The organism is Desulfovibrio sp. (assembly GCF_034006445.1).
Taxonomy (GTDB): Bacteria; Desulfobacterota; Desulfovibrionia; order Desulfovibrionales; family Desulfovibrionaceae; genus Desulfovibrio.
Window position 1 is genome coordinate 14,789 of the sequence record NZ_JAVESS010000009.1, and the last position, 17,152, is coordinate 31,940.

13 protein-coding genes are annotated in these 17,152 nt (G+C 56.2%); 4 read left to right on the top strand and 9 right to left on the bottom strand.

The features are described 5' to 3' along the window. The first annotated feature begins 60 nt into the window (after positions 1-60). Positions 61-1,245, top strand: a complete 1,185-nt coding sequence (locus RBR41_RS09025; protein WP_320352248.1) for a glycosyltransferase — start codon at positions 61-63, stop codon at positions 1,243-1,245. Positions 1,246-1,708: 463 nt separating this feature from the next. Here RBR41_RS09025 and RBR41_RS09030 read toward each other — a convergent pair whose 3' ends face one another. Next, complete coding sequence (locus tag RBR41_RS09030; protein ID WP_320352249.1) at positions 1,709-4,594, bottom strand: EAL domain-containing protein; 2,886 nt, start codon at positions 4,592-4,594, stop codon at positions 1,709-1,711. A 907-nt stretch (positions 4,595-5,501) separates the two neighbouring features. Here RBR41_RS09030 and RBR41_RS09035 point away from each other — a divergent pair. Then, a complete protein-coding gene (locus RBR41_RS09035) occupies positions 5,502-5,819 on the top strand; it encodes a helix-turn-helix transcriptional regulator (protein WP_320352250.1) in 318 nt (105 codons plus the stop codon). A 451-nt stretch (positions 5,820-6,270) separates the two neighbouring features. Here RBR41_RS09035 and RBR41_RS09040 read toward each other — a convergent pair whose 3' ends face one another. Beyond that, positions 6,271-7,383, bottom strand: coding sequence for an alanine--glyoxylate aminotransferase family protein (locus RBR41_RS09040; RefSeq protein WP_320352251.1), 1,113 nt, complete (start codon positions 7,381-7,383; stop codon positions 6,271-6,273). Positions 7,384-7,680: 297 nt separating this feature from the next. Between RBR41_RS09040 and RBR41_RS09045 the strand changes: the two genes are divergently transcribed. Together RBR41_RS09045 and RBR41_RS09050 are read left to right on the top strand one after the other, a co-directional pair. Then, positions 7,681-9,060, top strand: a complete 1,380-nt coding sequence (locus tag RBR41_RS09045; RefSeq protein ID WP_320352252.1) for an amino acid permease — start codon at positions 7,681-7,683, stop codon at positions 9,058-9,060. 334 nt (positions 9,061-9,394) lie between these two features. Further along, the gene (locus RBR41_RS09050) at positions 9,395-10,294 is read left to right on the top strand and encodes a DMT family transporter (RefSeq protein ID WP_320352253.1); all 900 of its coding nucleotides are present in this window, start codon (positions 9,395-9,397) and stop codon (positions 10,292-10,294) included. An 82-nt stretch (positions 10,295-10,376) separates the two neighbouring features. Here the strand turns inward: RBR41_RS09050 and RBR41_RS09055 are convergent, their stop codons facing one another. The 7 genes from RBR41_RS09055 to RBR41_RS09085 all read right to left on the bottom strand — a co-directional run bounded on the left by RBR41_RS09055 (position 10,377) and on the right by RBR41_RS09085 (position 17,152). After that, positions 10,377-11,951 (bottom strand): sigma 54-interacting transcriptional regulator, encoded by a 1,575-nt coding sequence (locus RBR41_RS09055; protein ID WP_320352254.1) that lies wholly within the window; start codon positions 11,949-11,951, stop codon positions 10,377-10,379. 283 nt (positions 11,952-12,234) lie between these two features. After that, complete coding sequence (locus RBR41_RS09060; protein WP_320352255.1) at positions 12,235-12,702, bottom strand: pyridoxamine 5'-phosphate oxidase family protein; 468 nt, start codon at positions 12,700-12,702, stop codon at positions 12,235-12,237. An 87-nt stretch (positions 12,703-12,789) separates the two neighbouring features. Then, complete coding sequence (locus RBR41_RS09065; RefSeq protein WP_320352256.1) at positions 12,790-13,368, bottom strand: gamma-glutamylcyclotransferase family protein; 579 nt, start codon at positions 13,366-13,368, stop codon at positions 12,790-12,792. A 54-nt stretch (positions 13,369-13,422) separates the two neighbouring features. Further along, positions 13,423-14,811 carry a Fe-only nitrogenase subunit beta gene (anfK, locus tag RBR41_RS09070; protein ID WP_320352257.1) on the bottom strand — a complete coding sequence of 463 codons (1,389 nt, stop codon included), beginning with the start codon at positions 14,809-14,811 and terminating at the stop codon, positions 13,423-13,425. Positions 14,812-14,839: 28 nt separating this feature from the next. Further along, positions 14,840-15,193: a Fe-only nitrogenase subunit delta gene (gene anfG, locus RBR41_RS09075; protein WP_320352258.1), complete on the bottom strand. Its 354-nt coding sequence runs from the start codon at positions 15,191-15,193 to the stop codon at positions 14,840-14,842. A 15-nt stretch (positions 15,194-15,208) separates the two neighbouring features. Then, positions 15,209-16,759, bottom strand: coding sequence for a nitrogenase iron-iron protein, alpha chain (gene anfD / locus RBR41_RS09080; RefSeq protein ID WP_320352259.1), 1,551 nt, complete (start codon positions 16,757-16,759; stop codon positions 15,209-15,211). Positions 16,760-16,780: 21 nt separating this feature from the next. After that, a complete protein-coding gene (locus RBR41_RS09085; protein WP_179979777.1) occupies positions 16,781-17,152 on the bottom strand; it encodes a P-II family nitrogen regulator in 372 nt (123 codons plus the stop codon).

The following is a 17,152-nucleotide window of genomic DNA, read 5'->3' on the forward strand; positions in this document are numbered from 1 at the left end:
GTGTTCCCTGGCCGGTTTCGTTCCCTGGCCCAGGCATTTGGAACCCAGCGGGAAAATACAGTGCTTTTTCTGGCTGAATCCGGCCAGAAAACTACCATTCCCGGAGTACGCCGCCTGCGGCTGGCCCCCCCTTCTTCCTGCGACAGTGATGATCCGGCTGAAAGAGAAATCGTCACGCGACTGCGGCGTGGCGCACGGGCGGGCAATGCCCTGCTGGCGCTGCGCAAGGAAGGCTTTTTGCCAGACATCCTCTGCGCGTCGGCCAGCATGGGCGGCAGCTTCTACGTGCGCGACATTTTCCCAAAAGCCTTTTATGTGGGCCAGGCGGACTGGTTTTATACCCAGGGCGAGAGTCACTGTTTTTTTACCCGTGGCAAACCTCGCCCGGCTGCTGACTTTGCTCTGGCGCGGGTGGCCAACCTCTGGGAATACAACGCCCTAGGCGAGTGCGATCTGGCCGTGACTTCATCCCTGTGGCAGCGCGCGCAGTATCCCGACTTTCTGGCCAGCAGGCTGCATGTGGTGCACAGCGGCATCAATACCCGCTTTTTTTCGCCTTCAGAAAATCAGGAAGAACGCAGCGGTGAGCTTGTCAGTTTCTTTGGCCCCCCGCACGAGAGCGCGCGCGGTTTTCAGCAGTTCATCGCCTGCCTGCCCCGTTTGCTTGAGCAAAGACCCAATTGTCTTGTACTGCTTTCATGGCTGGAAAATGCGCAGGTCGGGGCACGCCCGGAATGCGCGGACGACAAACCTGCGCGCAAGTTGGAAGAAGAGGCCGCGCGCAGTGTGGACAGCCTGAACCTGACGCCGGATCAGCGCGTGCGCGTACACGTGCTGGGCCCGCGACCGCTGAAGGAATACCGTGAGCTTTTGCGGGCCTCCACGGTGCACGTGTATCTGGCAGCCCCCCACGCGCTGACCACGGGCCTGCTGGAAGGCATGGCCTGCGGAGCGTTGATTGTGGGCTCCGACACACCGCCAGTGCGGGAAATCATCCGTGACGGGGTCAACGGCTATTTATGCGACTTTTGGGATGCCGAGGCCATGGCGGTCACTATTGCGGATGTCCTGGAAAAATCCCCTTCCCTTGACCAGGTGCGCTCCAATGCCCAGCAGACAATCCTGCGGGAGTTTGACGGAGAAGTGCAGACACGGCGGCTCATGAGCCTCATTTTGCACAGCATGGATCAGGAAAAAACAGACAGGCGACCCGATCCCGATGAAAAGGGCGGGTCTGACTTCTAGAGCAATTTAACGTTTACATTGCTCTGACGGCTGGGTGAGCAGACGTCCGCTACGGAGGCGTAAGCGCAGTTTATCTGCGCAGATAAACTGCGCGGTTAAACGCCGAAGTAAGCGTGCCTTAAACTTTGAGAATGTATATTCTCAAAGTTAATCTGCTCCAGCAGGGTGCAGCGTGTTTTTGGGGCTGAGGCGGGGATGCAGAGGCAATGTCCTTCAGGCTGCAGCCACCTCAAGATGTAACTGCGCCGGAGCCATTGAGGGGCCAGGCTGTTCTGTCGGCTGGCGAACAGGGAATCGCCGTTACGGCGCAAGCGTAGATTGTCTGCGTTGTCATGGACGGAGCGGGCGGCTTAACATCTGTGAATAGTATTTTGGGGTGGCAGCGGCCTGTACGCAAAAATGCCCCTTCAAAAAAGCCTGCTGGCAGACAAAAATGCCAGCGCTTTTTTTTGAGGCGTATGCGTCAGGAGATCTGCATGGCCAGGCGGGCTTCAAATTCGTTTTCGGGCTCAGGCGTGGCGTAGTAGAAACCCTGGGCCTTGAAGCAGCCAAGCCGCATGAGAATGGCAGCCTGTTCAGCCGTTTCCACACCTTCGCAAATGACGGCCATTTCCAGTTCCAGGGCGAGCCTGATGATGCTGCCAAGCACTATCTGCGCCCTCTGCCCAGGCAGGTCGCGCTGCACGAAGCTGCGGTCGATCTTGATAACGTCCGCATTGAGCATCTGCACCAGACCCAACGAGGAGTAGCCTGAGCCGAAATCGTCAATGGCCGTCTTGAAGCCGAACTGTTTGAGCTGGATCAGGCGCAGCCAGGCAGCTTCGGGGTTCTTCATAATCGCGCTTTCCGTGATCTCCACTTCCAGCAAGTCGTGCGGAATGGCGTAGCGCCCGGCGATTTCAACCAGTTGGCGCGGGAATTCGGGGCGGTCAAAGTGCAGGCGTGAAAAATTGCATGAAACGGTGCGCAGGGGCAGGTTACGCAAGCGCCAACTCTGCATGGTCATGCAGACCTGCTCGAAAATGTGCATGTCTATGTCCACCACAAGGCCGTTGCGCTCGAACAGCGGGATAAAGCTGCCAGGCATGAGCAGGCCGTGGACAGGGTGGTTCCAGCGCACCAAAGCCTCGCTGCCGATAATGGCTCCCGTGCGCATATCTACCTTGGCCTGGAACCAGGGCACCAGTTCCCCTTCTTTGAGTGCGGTTTCAAGCCTGCCGTTGAGTTCCTGGTGCAGCAGGGCTTCCTGACGCATGTGTTCGTCATACAGCAGCACGTTGAAGGTGCTGTTTCGTTTGGCTTCGCGCCGTGCGTAGTTGGCAAGATCCAGCATGAGCTGCACGTCGCGGCCTTCTGTGCGGTTGACGGTATACGCGCCATAGACCGTGTTGATCCTGTAGGGCATTTCCAGCTGCTGACGCCAGCGATCCAGTTCATCATCCATGCGGCGCAGGCGGGCCTTCAGGTTTTCCCATCCGTCATAGCACAGGAGCAGAACGTACATATCGGCAGAAATACGCGCGCACAGTTCATTTTCGGCCACATTGTCGCGCAGGATTTCCGCGTAGGCGCACAGCAGCTGGTCGCCGGTGGAAAAACCGTACTGGTTGTTGATCGTCTTGAACTGGCAGATATCCCCGAACAGCAGGACATGCCCGTTGGCGCCGGCGCTTTTGAGAAGCTGGGTACAGTCCTGCCTGAATTTATAGAGATTGGAAAGGCCGGTAAGCGTGTCGCGGTGGAGCAGCATCTGTATGCGCTTGTTGCTGCTTGATTTGATGGCCAGGTTGATGCCCAGGAGCAGGGTGATGATGAGGGAGACCGCCATGAGGGTACTGAACGCTCCGAGGGGATACTGGGCAATGAACTCTTTGAGGGTGGTCTCGCGGTTGGGTACGCTGTGCTTGAGCACAAGGTCGTCAATTTGCTCTATGGGCAAAAATTGCAGACTTTTATCCACCACGGCAAACAGGCGGCTGTCGGCTTGCCGCGAAATGCCGACTCTGAGATCGTTTTCGTAGGTATCTACAGGGCTTATGACCAGGCCTGCATAACGGGGATTCTTGATAAGATAGTTGGCGGTGTAAATGTTGGAATAGGCCACGTCCGCTTTATTGTTGATAAGGGCGTCGAGACACTCGGCCAGAGTGCCGTGAAAGCTGATTTTTTTGTCGGAATTGTTTTCGGCCACGTGGGCCGAGAGCAGGTAGCCACGTTGCAGTGTTATGTGCTGGGGGGGGGCCGCATCGTCACGTCGGCGGATTTGCGCGGCGGCTGTTCGAAGGTAGGGGCGTGTGGTGCGGATTTGCAGTTTTTTGTCCCAGATAAAGCCGCCCGTCAGGGCGCATATGGCATCGATTTCGCCTCCAGTGAGCATACTCAGGGCTCGATCCTGGGGCATGGGAATGAATTTAAATTTAAGGCCGGTCATTTGCTGTATTTTTTTAAAAACATCCGCAACGATACCATAAAATTCATGTGTTTCTGGGTGGCTATATGTAAGTGGCACCCAGGTTGGGTCGTAGGCCACCGTGATCTCGTGGGCCTCACGAAGGAATGCCTGCTCCTCGGATGTAAAAACTTGTAGCTTTGCTATATTGGTTGACAGGTATTTGCCGTAAAGATCTTGTCCGTAGGAAGGATTGCGCAAGATGATTTTGTCCAGACCCGCATTCATCATGGCGAGGATTTCGGGCTTGCGCTTGTTGACGGCAATGTAAAAAGGTTCTGGCGAAAATTGTGCGATAATGCGAAAGGGATTGTTTTTGCCAAGGTTGCTGATGCCCACGCCGTCCAGTTCCTTGTCACGCAGGGCTTGCAGCAGGCTTTGCATGTCAATGTAGGGCACCAGCGTCAAGTTCAGGTTGTGATCACGCATAAAGGCTTCAAGGGCAGGGACGTTCTTGGTGTTGGCCAGAACGCCCACGCGCATGCCGTCCAATGCGGCATAGTCTTCGAAGGTGTAGCGTGCGTCATCTTCTCTGACGGTGATGGTCATGAAGGAATTGGCAAGGGGCAGGTTGGGAAAGAGCATCTTTTCGGCCCGTTCGGGCGTAAAAAAGGTGAAGGGTAAAAGGTCTATCTGGTCGTTTTCAAGCATTTCCAGACTACGGGTCCAGTTGCCGCAGTCCACAACTTTGTAACGCATGCCAGTGGTTCGGGAAATTTCTTGCAGAAACTCAAAGATGAGCCCCTGGTACTGGCCGCTACGGGCACGAAACATGTAGTCGCCGAATTCAAAAAAACCCACGCGCACAGCCTCTTCCTGCGCGTGGGCGCGCGGGCAGAGGCTCGAGTAGAGCAGAATTGAAAGAACCAGCAAAAGGGTTCTGAACTGAAACATCTTCATGCGCGCTTTCCTCAGGTTTCGCAGATCATAGGGAAGCGTTTGTCCGATGCTACAGAAGCATACCACCCGCGCAGTGGGTTTTGAGCAAGCCGGGGGAACTACCCTGTATATAGCATAGTCTATGTTTTATGGAGGCGCCAGCGATCAGGGCAACAAATACGTAAATCACGTCACCCTGGCCCAACATTCGCTGCGTGGAGAAAAAGAGACGGAAACTTGGCTCGCAGTAATGGATTGGTGACAAATGATGGATTACTCTACCTTTATTGGATCGCTGAAGCAAGTATCAATTGGCTGGTGCGGGCAATTTGTTCAGGTATTGCGCCCCTTGGCAAGAAACGTATCCATAACGCTGTGATATAAAATAATAAATTATTTTTAGATGTGTTGTTAACTTGATAACTGATAATAATGGCTGCTCTCTTTTTTGGATGTCAAAAGCTCTTGAAAATAAAGAAAAATGTTTAACAATAATTTAATATGCCAATATGTGATTACCAATTTTACTGGCCCTGTGACGCAGTAACGTTTATGATAATAATTAATGTTTAATTTTTACTTCTGATAAACATAACTACAAATCGTTTAATAATCTTGTGTAACTTATAACTGCGTTATTGAATAACTATATGTGTGTAATAATATTAATAGTGTGTAATGTATATTTGTGTTGCATCATATGTGCAGTGGATATCTATTTATTTATAAACCTATTAAAGGTGGGGCATGAAAATGTTTTTTAAAGCAGAATGACTGAAATATAGGGGGTATGAATATGTGTAAAAAAGAATTGTGCGGCAATTGTTGTTCAAGAAATAAACCAGAAAAAAGGAAAGTGAACTATAGTACTCAATTTATGAGTACTATAGCACATGTTCATCGGCAGAAATTGGTGTAATTAATACTCATGAAAGTATATCCGTACCTTTCGAGCGCCATTGCCAGGGTGATTGAGGTTTTGCGGGCAGAGCGCGGCATGACAAAGTCATCTCTGGCTGACTTTGCCTGCCTTGAGAGACGCTATTTGCGAGACATTGAACGGGAGTTGAAAAAGCCGACAGTCAATGCAATCTATTCCATTTGCGAAGCTTTGCGTGTTCAGTCGGAGGATTTTTTCAGGCGCGTATCAGAAGAGATTGAAAATAAGAAAAACAGTGAACGCCGCGCCGCCTCCATCAGCAAGGCCATGGCGGTTAAGGCAGAGAGTAACGAAGAAAAGGTTTGAGCGCTGGCGCTGTGACGCCTTGAGACATTCATGCGGTCGCATGTGCTGACGCTCAACTGAAGACGCAATCACATTTTCTCTTGCCCGCAAAGTTTTGCATCAACCGTTGACCGAATGCTCTCGCCGGGCAGGTAGCCAGCGCGGCGAAGGCCTCAACCTGTGCGCCGCTCAAACCCCAAATAAAGGCAGCTGGTGTGCCTACATCTGTGCCCACGGCCTGCTCCACGCAGAAGCTGTCGCCATTGGCAGGGCATGCGTCATGACCTGCGGCGGTGCTCGCAATTTCGGGCAGTTACACTCAATGTCTGTGGGGCATCTGGCGTGTAGCGCGCGGAAAAACAGGGGTTGGCGCATTGACGCCATGCCCTTCCGCCACTGACAGAATTTTTTTGAACGTATTCTGAATGCGGGCGGCAGCCTTGACCGCCGCCCGCCGGGATGGTTCGGGGACTTATTTGCCCATGCAGGCACGAATGGCCGCGAGCAGCTTGTCAATGGCTTCAGGCCGCGCGCCTTCGCCCATAACGCCCACACGAAGCACCTTGCCAGCCAGGGCGCCCAGCCCGCCAGCCACTTCGATTTTATGCTTTTCGCGCAGGCAGCCCTTCAGCGCGTTGGGGTCCACGCCAGCGGGCGGCACAAAGAGGTTCACCTGCGGAGCCGCGCCTTCCTTCACATAGAGGCTGAAGCCCAGGGCAGCGAGGCCGTCCACCAGGCGCTGGTGCATGGCCTTGTGGCGCGCGAAAGCCGCGTCCAGCCCTTCGGTCAGCAGATTATCCAGGGCCTGGTGCAGGCCGTAGTACATGTTTATGGGCGCGGTATGGTGGTATACACGCGGGGAGCCTTCCCAGTACTTGCGGATAAGCGATACGTCCAGATACCAGTTGGGCACCTTGGTCTTGCGTTTGGCCATGGCGTCCATGGCGGCCTCGGAGAAAGACGCGGGCGCCAGGCCGGGGGGGACGGAAAGGCATTTTTGCGAACCGCTGTAAAAGGCATCGACGCCCCAGTTGTCCACCTGCACGTCCACGCCGCCAAGTCCGGCCACGCTGTCCACGAGGTACAGGGTGTCGCTGCCCTTGACGAGTTCGCCCAATTCGGCAACAGGGTTGTTGACGCCCGTGGATGTCTCGGCATGCACCACGGCCAGAATCTTGTAATGCTTTTTCGCCAGTTGGTTCTTGACGTCCTGCACCTTGACGGGCGTGCCCCAGGGGCTTTCCACCACGTCCACGTTTGCGCCAAGCCGCGAGGCCACTTCCACCATGCGGGAACTGAACACGCCGTTATTGATCACAAGCACGGCGTCGCCGGGCTCAATCAGGTTGACGAAGCACGTTTCCATACCGGCCGAGCCTGTGCCAGAAATGGGAAAGGTCACGTCGTTGCCGGTTTTGCACACGGCCCGCAACTGCCCCTGAATGGCGTCCATAACCTTGATGCAGTCGGGGTCAAGGTGGCCAAGGGTGGGCAGGCTCATGGCCTGAAGGACGTTGGCGGCAACGGGGCTGGGGCCGGGGGCCATCAGCAGAACATGGTCAAGCGTTCCCAAAACTGTACTCATGGCGATCTCCTGTAGTTGACGAAAGATGTCCGTTTTGGCGTACTCTGCGTCCATTTTCAGCGGTATTGGCCGCAGTACTGCTATTTTTATTAAAAAATTTATTATTCAAAAAAATTTTACGATACTGACGCGCATCTGTCCAGTATGCCGAGGGACTTTTTACATGCTCGTAAAAAAAATCCGTAGGGCCAAAGCCGCTTCGGAGATATTGAAGACCTTGCACCGGGGCCTGCCGTCTTTTCAAAAGTTCGGAATGCTGCTATGGCTTCCCGAATCATTATAACCTAAGGGCCAGGTATGAAAAAAGACACACAAGAACTACATCGTGCCTTAAAAAACAGGCACATCCAGCTGATTGCCCTTGGCGGAGCCATAGGCACAGGCCTTTTTCTCGGGTCTGCGGGCACGATTCAAATGGCTGGCCCTGCCGTTATTCTCAGCTATGCCATCGGCGGGTTTATCGCGTTTCTCATCATGCGCCAGCTTGGCGAAATGATGGCGCAGGAGCCTGTGGCCGGGTCTTTCAGCAATCTTGCCTACAAGTACTGGGGCGAATTTCCCGGTCTGCTCTCTGGCTGGAACTACTGGATACTCTACGTGCTGGTGGGCATGTCGGAACTCACTGCCGTGGCCGTGTATGTGCAATACTGGTTCCCTGGTATTGAGCCGTGGCAGACCACGGCCTTTTTCTTTCTTCTCATCAATGGCATTAACCTTGCCCAGGTGGGCGTTTTTGGCGAAATGGAATTCTGGTTCGCCTCCATCAAGGTTGCGGCCATTGTGGCCATGATTGGCCTTGGCACCTTTTTGCTGGTGTCCGGCAACGCCGGGCCTGATGCCAGCGTCAGCAATCTGTGGGAATACGGCGGCTTTTTTGCCAGAGGCTGGGGCGGCGTTTTCACTTCTCTGGCCGTGGTGAGCTTTTCTTTTGGCGGGCTTGAACTTGTGGGCATTGCCGCCGCAGAAACGGCCAATCCGCAAAAAACCATCCCCAAGGCCGTCAACCAGCTTATCTACCGCATTCTCATCTTCTACATCGGCGCGCTCACCGTGCTGCTGACCCTGCACCCCTGGAACCAGCTTGGCGCTTCAGTGGACAAGAGCCGCTGGGCTGAAGCCATGGTGGCCAGCCCCTTTGTGCAGATTTTTGATCTTATCGGCGTGCCCTCGGCGGCGCATGTGCTCAACTTTGTGGTGCTGACTGCGGCGCTGTCCGTGTACAACAGCTGCGTGTACTGCAACAGCCGCATGCTTTACGGGCTGGCGCTTCAGGGCAATGCGCCCAAGGCTCTGGCCAGAGTCAGCGCCAGGGGCGTGCCGGTTCCCGCCCTTATGATATCCTCGGGCGCAACGCTGTTGTGCGTGCTGCTGAACTACTTTATGCCCGCCCAGGCTCTTGGCATGCTTATGGCTCTGGTGGTGGCGGCCCTTGTCATCAACTGGGCCATGATCAGCCTTACGCACATAAAGTTCCGGGCGGCCAAGGTTAAAGCCGGTGAAAAGATCGTGTTCAAAGCCTTCTGGTATCCGCTGTCAAACTATCTCTGCCTGCTTTTCATGGCAGTGGTGCTTGTGGTGCTGACGCAGATCGGCATGGCTGGCTCTGTGCAGGCGGTGCCGGTATGGCTGGTTCTTGTGTGGCTTGGGTACAAGGCGAAGAAAAAATACAATTTGTGATGTTTTCGCTTTCGTGAGGCCAGTGGCGTCACGAAAGGTATGACCCCGGCCATGTTCTGGCCGCAGAAAGGGAACCGGTTTTGCCGGTTCCCTTTTGCGCTGTCACAAGCTACAGTGCCCAGGCCGGAGTCGGGGGCTGCAATGCGGCCTCAATGCGCTTGCCGCAATCGTCCGGCGATTTTTTTGTGCTTTGGAGCATGTTACTTGTAATGGCAGTTACGCCGAGCGCCTGGTATTGGGATCGGCAGACAATTGCAAATCGCGTTGTTTTACATCTGCTGCGGCAAAAATGTTTTGCCCCAGCCTGCTCACGAGGGATCAGGTATTTGCCATCATGCGGGATAAAAGATTTTTTCAGCTCAGCCAGGGCGAATGGGCGCTGGTTGGCGTGACCATGATCTGGGGCACGACGTTTCTTATCATACGCAACGCTCTGGATGTTACCGGCCCCCTGTTTTTTGTGGGTCTGCGTTTTGGATCGGCGGCTCTGGCGCTCCTGGTCATTTCCTTGCCCATTCTGCGTGGACTCACCGTGCACGAGCTTTTTGCCGGTTCCCTCATAGGGCTTTCGCTGCTGGGCGGCTATGCCTTGCAGTCGTATGGGCTTGTGACCATCTCTGCCAGCAAGTCGGCGTTTATAACGGCTTTTTATGTGCCTGCCGTGCCTGTTCTACAATGGCTGTTCATGCGGCATCGGCCAAGCAACATGGCGTGGCTTGGCGTGGGCTGCGCCCTGGTGGGGCTGATTTTGCTGGCCGGGCCAGACGGCGTTTCGCTTGGCTTCGGCGCTGGCGAGATGCTCACGCTTCTGGGGGCCGTGGCCTGCGCTCTTGAGATTTTGTTCATCAGCTACTTTGCGGGGTCGGTGAACGTGCGCAGGGTCACGGTTGTGCAGGTGACGGTTACCTCCATACTGAGTTTCAGCCTCATGCCCATTGTGGGCGAATCCGTTCCTGACTTTTCATGGTTGCTCGTGTGCAGCGCCTGCGGGCTTGGGGTTGCCACTGCCCTCATTCAACTGGTCATGAACTGGGCGCAAAAAACCATTTCGCCCACCCGCGCCACCCTCATTTATGCCGGGGAACCCGTGTGGGCGGCGATTTTCGGACGCATGGCCGGTGAGCGGTTGCCCTTCCTGAGCCTCGTGGGCGGGGCGCTTGTGGTGGCTGGCGTGCTCATCAGCAGTGCGCGGCCGGGCCGGGGAAAGAAGGAAAAAGCGGGTTCGGAGTTTTGACAGGCGTGCTCAGCTGAAAAACTGTATGTGGCCAAAGGGGCGGCACGCACAGGAGTTTCGCCCGGCAACATAGTCTGAAGCCTTACCCGCCCTGGCGGAACTGCTTGTAGTTCAGGTTGAAGCGCTTCATGCGCAGGCCCATGGTACGCCGCGTAAGCCCCAGGGCTTCGGCGGCCTTGCTCATATTGCCCTGGCATCTGCGCAGGGTTTCCACCAGCATGTCATATTCAATGGACGCCAGCCTGTTTTCCAGATTGGGGGGCTGCCCCTTGCCGGAGGACGTTTGCGGGTGCAATGCCAGGGGCAGGTCGTGAGCGTGAAGGATCTCGCCTTCAGCCAGGATCACGGCGCGGTGAATGACGTTCTCAAGTTCGCGTACGTTGCCGGGCCAGTTGTGACGCACCAGCAGATTCATGGCTGATGTGGAAATGCCCGTGATGTTTTTTTCCGCCTCCTTGGCATAATAGCTCATGAAGTGCTCCGCCAGGGCCACCACATCGTCTCCGCGCTGACGCAGCGGAGGAATAATTACGGGAAAGACATTCAGACGGTAGTACAAGTCTTCGCGGAACGTGCCCTGCGCCACCATTTCGGCAAGGTCGCGGTTGGTGGCGGCGATGATGCGGATGTCAACGGCAATGCTGCGGTTGCCGCCCACACGCTCGAACTGGCGCTCTTGCAGCAATCGCAGCAGCTTGGCCTGCACGGCCAGCGACAGTTCGCCCACTTCGTCCAGAAAAATGGTGCCCCCGTCAGCATCTTCAAAGCGTCCCTTGCGAAAGCTGGCCCCGGTGAAGGAGCCTTTTTCATGCCCGAAAAGCTCGCTTTCCACGATGCTTTCGGGCAGGGCGGCGCAGTTGCATTTGATAAAGGGGCCGCCGGGCCGCAGCCCGCCATAGTGCAGGGCGTTGGCCACCATTTCTTTGCCCACGCCGCTTTCGCCCAGCAGAAGTACCGTCACCTTGGTGGGTGAAGCCTTGTGGATGAGTTCATACACCTCCTGCATGGGGCGGGAAATGCCGATCATGTTGTCGGGGTGAAAACGTTCCTTCAACTGGCTGAGCAGCAGACGGGTGCGCTTTTCCCATTCCACACGGTCAATGTTTTCCACAAGATACAGCTCAACGGCATGAGCCAGCATCTGCGCCATGACGCTCAGGACGTTCACATGCTTGCGCAGCGCTGCATCGCTCCGGTACAAACGGCTGGCGCTGATGGCTCCCAAAACCTTGGGGCCCAGGTGGATGGGCACGCAGATGAAGGACATGTCCTTGTCGCTGGCCAGCATGATGGTTCCGGTGCGGTTGAGAAAATCCGGTTCGCTGCCGATGCGCCGCAGCACGATGGGCGTCGCGTTTTCCACAACCTTGCCGGTGATGCCCTCGCCAACGTTGTACACGCCCCTGTCCTGTTCCGAGGGGGTCATGCCCATGCAGCGGTAGGCAAAAACATGCCCTGATTCCCTGTGCAGCAGGTTTATGGCGGCGCGCTGCATGCCCATATGCCGCCGCATATAGGACAACAGGCTGTCCAGAGCCGCCACGATGTCGTTCTGCTCGGAAAGCAGTTTGCCGACCCCTAGAAGCAGGGAGATGATTTTGCCCCTGCATTCGTCGGCCTCGCACTGAAGCTCTGCGTCATGGAGTTCGACACACATGAAAAACCGAACCATCTTTCAGGGTACATGAACGGTGGCGCGGTTCTGGCCTCACATGGCCTTGTTCACACCCGCGCCGTCCGCAAGCCGGTTCCGTGGGGAACTTCTTTGGAAGCAAAGAGCCTCCTGGAAACGCGCAGTTCTTTCGTTTGACAAGGCGCGATCTTTTTTTGAAGCAGGAGTGAACTCTTCCGTCCTCGACTGTTTCAAAAAAAGTGAAGCAACGCCGCCAAACGGAATAAATCAGCGTTTCCCTTTATATCCGTGTATCCCTGCCCTGAAACTAGGCATAGTACTTCCCGGTAATTTCAATAATGGTGATTTCTACCACGGCCGTCATTTGCAGCATGTTTACGGGAAAGCTCGCGCCGCTGTGCTGCGGCGTATACTTGGCGACAATGGCGTCAAGCGCGCGGGTTTTCAGGTCAGGAGCGTCCACCGTTGCGGCCCTGCCCGTGATGATGACGCTCTGATAGGCCGTATTGGTGTCGCACGGGGTCTCTGCCTGGATGTAGCTGTGTTCGCCCGCAACCTCAAAACAGACCTTGGGGCAGGCGGCAAGGTTGGAGAGCTTGCGCCCCCTGGCAAGGCCATGAAAATATATGCTGTCGTCAAGATGGACAAAGTGGACGGGCGTTACATAGGGAAAGCCCTTTTCATCCACAGTGCCAAGATGCCCCACAGGGGCCTTGTCCAGAAGGGCCACTATCTGATCCGCCGTGAGCTGGTGTTCCTTCATGCGCGCCTGCATGCGCTCTCCTTTGAAGTGCTGAACGGTTGTCATTGCTTTGGCTTTGCCTGAAGGGGCGCGCCGGGCAGAGGGCCAGACCGCCTGGTCTTACCCGGCGCACTCATGGCAGGTAGCTTCCACGAGCACGCCGTGCAGCTGTTTTGCCTCCCGTGGGACGTCATAGCGCGCGGGCGTGCTTTCCATAGTTTCCAGAATTTGCAGATACCGGGGAGGCAGACTGCGCATGCGGGCCGCCTCCAGAATGAATGCCATGTGCTCGCTGCTGGGGGGCACAGGCTTGCCGAGCACGTCCTTTTTGTACAGCACTGCCGCGTGCTCTTCGCCAGCGCCATCGCGCACAAGCACAGGATAATGAAAATAGGCCCCGCCGCCGTCCAGCCGCGCACTGCACCACAGGTCAAGGCTGAGGCTGTCGCCGAAGCCCAGTTCGTACAAAACTCCCCAAACCTCGCGCTCAGGGGCCGGAACGACGGTTGCCATGCCGCCGTCCCAAACCCTGTTGCGCCCATGAAAAGCCAGCTTGTGATCTGCCAGGCAGGCGGTGCAGACCGCGCGGGGCGCGGCGCAACGCGTGCTGATCTGGGCGGGATGCATATTGGAGCCATAGGCGAAATAGTACTGCCTGTCCTTGCGCCCGTATCTTTCAAAGCTGGCGGTGATATCCATGACTGCATGTCCGTGTTGAGGGTGATTGTCTGAAGGCAGGCACACTGCGAACAACTACCAGACGTTCAGTATCCATTCCTTGTTCTTTTTGTATTCCATATCGGTAAACAGGGTGTTGGCCATATTTTCCGCAAGCCATGTGGCTCCGGCGTACCCCATGACGGGATAGCGGTAGAGACCGGCACGGTCATAGGTGGGAAAGCCCACGCGCAGCATGGGCACGTTGTTGTCTATGGCGGCCCAGCGCCCCTTGGAGTGGCCGAGTATGAGATCCAGCTCCACTTCGCCCCGCTTGAGGCGACCGTCCAGATCCCAGAGGTCGGCGTTGGTAACGATCTGCATGTCAAAGTCCACATTGTCCTTCATTTCCTTGAGACGTGGATCTTCGGCATAATGCGGGTTGTCGTCGCCAAGCAGGATCAGCACGGGCTTCATTTCCAGATCAAGGCAGAACTGGGCAAGGCCGATGACCAGATCGGGATTGCCGTAGATGGCCACCTTTTTGTCCGCCAGGAACATATGGGTGAGGTCAGCAAGGGCATCCATGGCTATGCCGCGTTCGTGTACAAGGGCCTGCGTGATGGGCTTGCCCGTGAGCTTCTGCACGTTTTTCAAAAAAACGTCCGTATTGCGGATGCCTATGGGCGTAGGGCCTATAATTGTGGGCAGGTCGAACTCTTTTTCAAGGTATTTTGCCGCCCTGCCTGTTTCGTACCGGGCCAGGGCAATGGTGCCCACGGCGTTGGCGGTTCCCTTGAGATCCGCAATGGTGGTGCTGCCGTGGGACTTGCCCGTGCCGTCGGGCAACAGGGGAGAGTCGAAACTTTCGGTTTCCAGAAGTACGGTGGCGTCCACATCCATCAGGCTGAGCAGGTGCTTGAGCTCCTTGACGTCACCGGGGTTCACCCATCCGGTAAGGAGGTTGAGCTTGCCGTTGGGTTCGCCCTTTTCGGCGAAGTGCGTCACAAAATCACGCAGCGCGATGTCGTAGCCGCTGATCATGCTGCCCACGAAGCTTGGCGTATGTATCGCGATGAGGTGCACTTCACGGTCTGCATATTTTTCCTTGAGCAGGCCGTTGTTAAGCTTGGTCACCACGCCATCGATGTCATCGCCGATGATTTCTGTGGAACAGGTGGAGATGATGGGCACCACCTTCACGTCAGGATAGCGCATGAGCAGCACGTCCACGGCTTCTTCCACCCGGTTGGTGGCCCCGAAGACCGCGCCGTCTTCATGCACGGAGGAGGACGCCACTTCGAAGTTGTCCTTGAAGTGCTGGGCAAACAGCAGGCGCACGAACATGACGCAGCCCTGACCGCCGTGGACAATGCCGATGCAGTCCTTGACGCCGATGCTGACATACTGCGCGCCGCAGGGCTGACAGGTGAAAATGGGGTTGATGACCCCTGACCGTTCTTTTTCCATTATTTCGCAAGACATGGCTCACCTCTTCTGCTTGGACTGGTACTCAGTACTTGGGATCTGTCAGTTCCTGGTTCAGCGAACCGTGAATAGTCAGAAAATCCAGCCGCTTTTTGGCATCAGTCATGAACAGGCGGATGTCGTCGCTGTTCATGTCCGCCAGTTCGGGGTTTTCTCCGATCAGGCCCCGGGCCATCATGACAGCATCAACCCAGTAGCAGCGGTTTTCGGGGGTTTGAACGTCGGGCTGCTCGCCGCAGAGTATCTGCGTGGTCTGGGTCATGATGCCCGTGTTCTGCCGCTCCCTGTCCCAGGCCCGTGAGTGGAACTGCCACAGGCATTTGCGCATGATGTAGTCGATGACTTTTTCCACATAGTGATCGTTTGTTTGGGCTCCCATGTCTCTGCTCCTGCTCTACACGGCCTGTGAAAGAGGTTCGGGGTAGGGCGGGTATTCCTTGCTGCGCAACGGGGTCACGCAGTCGTACTTGCCCGTATACTGGCGTTCGCCATTCTCGTCCTTGATATCCGGGCCGGATATCAGCCTCTGGGTCATGAACCCGCGATCCAGCGGGAAGTCGTCCTTGCTGATATCAATGCCGGACAACTGGTGGATGGGCGAATACACGGCATTGTAAATGTCACGGGCAAAACGCACCCAGCCTTCAAATCCTTTCCACGGGCCGTTGTGGTAGGCGTGGGCGTTCAGATAGGGCACGCGGATTTTTTTGGCGACCTCGCCGGGGCGCACGCCGGTGAAGATGATGTCCGGCTTCCACTGTTCCATTGCCTCCAGGCCTTCAAGCTCGTTGGGATCGTCGATGGCGAGGGTTCCCGGCTTGACGCGGGCTATGCCCTTTTCAAAGTCGCCCTGGTGGCCGAACTTGGAGTAGATGGAAACCACGTTCAGGCCCATTTCCTTTTCTATGATGTGGGCCCAGTGCCACAGCTTGGAGCCGCCGGGCCACAGGCAGACCTTGATGCCCTTGAGCCGCTTGGCGTACCAGTCCAGTTCGGGCTTCCAGCGGGCGGTCTCCTCGTCAATGATGGCCTGGGCTTCTTTTTCCAGCCCGAAGAAAAGTCCGATTTTGAGCAGGGATTCGCTGACCATTTCATGGCCGAAGCCGTCGATATCCAACCGGGGGATGCCGTAGCGGGTGCGCAGTTCGTTGCAGATGTACTCGGCCGAGCGGGCGCACTCCAGCACGTTGAGCTGGGCTTTGTGCATGCCGCGCAGGTCGTCGTAGCGGCCGTTGCCCGTGAAGACCGAAAGCACCTGAATGCCCATGCGGCGGAAGTAGTCGCACATGACTTCCACATCGCCCTGGATGTTGTAGTCGCCCACATAGTTGATCACGTAGCGGCTGGTGATTTCCGGCTCACAGGTGCCGACTTTCTGGTTGATCCAGGCGATGTTGATCTTGTGGTGCCCGCCGGACTGGCTGGGGCCGGCGAAGCCGGGCGAGTTGCACACAAAAATGTCCACATCGGGCATTTCTTCCATAATTTCCTGGGCCAGGGCGTTGATGTCGTCGCCGATAAGGGCCGAGGCGCAGGTCTGGTAGATGGTCATGCGCTTGATATGCGGGAAGGCCTTGAAAGCCTCTACAATGCTGTTGCGCAACTGGTCTTCTGCGCCGAAGACCACGTGCTTTTCCTTCATGTCCGAAGCAAAGGTGTACTTGAGCTGGAAGTTGCCATCGTCGCTGATGTACCGTTTGGTCTGCCATGTATCGTAGGTGCATCCCACGGGGCCGTGGCAGAGATGGATAACGTCCTTCATGGGCGTGCCGATAACGTGCTTGGCCCCGCAGAAGGCGCACCCGCGTTCGGAAATGGTGCCGGGTATGGTGTTCAGATAGCCCAGCGGCAGGCAGGAGGACAAATCTTCGTTCTCGCCCTTGACCACGGCGTGCATCTTGCGATCGGGTATGCATTCACTGCACTTGAAAAGATGGTATGGCATGGGATGTTCCTTGCTGTGAGCTTACAGGATGGCGGCCTGGCCCGTTTCGCCCGTGCGAACCCGCAGAGCGTCTTCCACAGGGCAGACGATGACCTTGCCGTCGCCGATGTCCCCGGTCTGGTTTACCTTGATGATGGTGTTCAGCACCTTGTTGAGCATTTCGGCGGGAACCACGATGGAAAGCAGCCGTTTGGGCACATAGGGCATGCCCTTGAAGCTGCCCAGCCCCCGCACTATGGGGCTGATTTCCACCGCGACCTCGTTGGCGATCCCCTTTTGCTTGCCGCGCCCGAAAACGGCCACGACGCTCATGCTCGGGAAGCCCAGGCGGTCCAGTGCCCGTTTTGTGGCTGTGACCTTGTTGGGCCGTATGATGGCGATTATTTCCTTCAT